Source organism: Microcoleus sp. S28C3 (assembly GCF_036700785.1).
GTDB lineage: Bacteria > Cyanobacteriota > Cyanobacteriia > Cyanobacteriales > Microcoleaceae > Microcoleus > Microcoleus asticus.
This window is the reverse complement of the sequence record NZ_JAUBPO010000274.1, coordinates 1-1,485: the sequence shown is the minus strand read 5'-3', so window position 1 is coordinate 1,485 and position 1,485 is coordinate 1. Positions and strand designations below refer to the sequence as shown.

Sequence of the window (1,485 nt, the reverse complement as noted above, 5' to 3'; positions counted from 1 at the left end):
CAATACGGTTTACTTAAGGCTTGGGAGGCTTTAAGATTTTAAAAATAGGAGGATTAGTTTTTATTCCAGTACCTCTGTGTTTGACTTTTTTGGATTTAAACTTTGAAACAGGTTTTTTGACAACTCTTGGGTTGTTTCTCTGAACTCTTGGCGGCAAAGTTGCATCAAGGATCTCCAAATTCAGCCAAGTTAAAAAAAAGGGATTTCCTGTGATTCTAATCGCTGAAATCTTGGAACAGCACGACGAATAACTCGTAATGTACCCGTGAAAGAAATACTTAATGGGGAAATTTCTGCACTATGCGCTGTTTGACAAATTAATGACCGCACAGCCCAATGTCCTAATAATAGGCCATAAATTTCTTGTACTACTTCTCTTGGTCTTTGAGAGCGAACATGAGTTTTTCTTTCCCCGAGATGTACTTTGAATTCATCAATTGTATTTTCCACTTCCCAACGTTGATGATATTCGGCAGCTAATAACTTTGCCGGGAATTTTTGAGAATCCAATAAACTTGTAATTAAACGATACTTAATTTCTGCTGTTGGGTCGTTTAAGTTTTCAATCCTGTACTCAATTACTCTAATTTGGATTGGTTTAAATCCTTGTTTTCTGAATTTGCCTGGGGGATTAATAAAACTTAAGTAAGAACCATCTTCTAGTTGTGTTTCGTTGAGGAATTTAACATTTGACGGAATTCGTCCTAAATAGTTAGAACCCTTGCTGAGCGTGGCTGACACCATCGCATATGAATGCAAGCCTCTATCCCACATTAACAACATTTCTTTAGTAACTGAGCGTAATAACCTTAATGCTCTGACTCTTTCTCCCATCTTGTATGGGCATATTAAAGCATCAAATATTAAGTGTGTTCCTGCTTCTACTAAAATAACTAATCTAGCTTTGGGAAAAGCAGCTCTTGTACCTGGACGGCTACCTGGACGGCCAAAAACTCTGGCATTTTCGTCACTGTCTGGGATATTTAAGCAGGTTCCATCTATTGCTACAACTCTCAATCCATTCAGAAAAGCTCCCACTGTTTCAGTTGTAGCCATTGGTCGTACCAACTGATGAAATAACTGGCTCATTACAGAAGGTCCTAATCTTTTTCGGGCTTTAGTAATAGCTGCCTTGCAGGGAGTTTTCCAGAATTTGCCAGTTTTCAACCAGACTTTATTAAGTCCATCAATCAGATTTTTTAGTACGTCCCGCATCGAGTCTTTTGACCATAAGCTCATTGCTATGATTAGACACACTACCAGTTGTGATGGTAGCCCACGATGCCGTTTTTCTTGGGCTTTTGCTTTGAGAATAGCTGCTTCTATTTCTGTTGATGGAATTGCTACCTCTATTGCTTTGAATACATCGCTACTTTTGAGCTTGGGAGATTCTAATAATAATTTTTTGTACGGCACTATACTTGATTTACTTTTTGTATATCATATATAGTTTATCACTTGTTCGACCTTAAGTAAACCGTATTG

Annotated in this window: 1 protein-coding gene; it reads right to left on the bottom strand. The window is 37.9% G+C overall.

Features of this window, described 5'->3' with window-relative positions:
• Window positions 1–189: 189 nt before the first annotated feature.
• Entirely contained in the window at window positions 190–1,416 is a 1,227-nt protein-coding gene (locus QUA13_RS32405; RefSeq protein WP_333205186.1) for an IS4 family transposase, read from the bottom strand.
• Window positions 1,417–1,485: the final 69 nt, after the last annotated feature.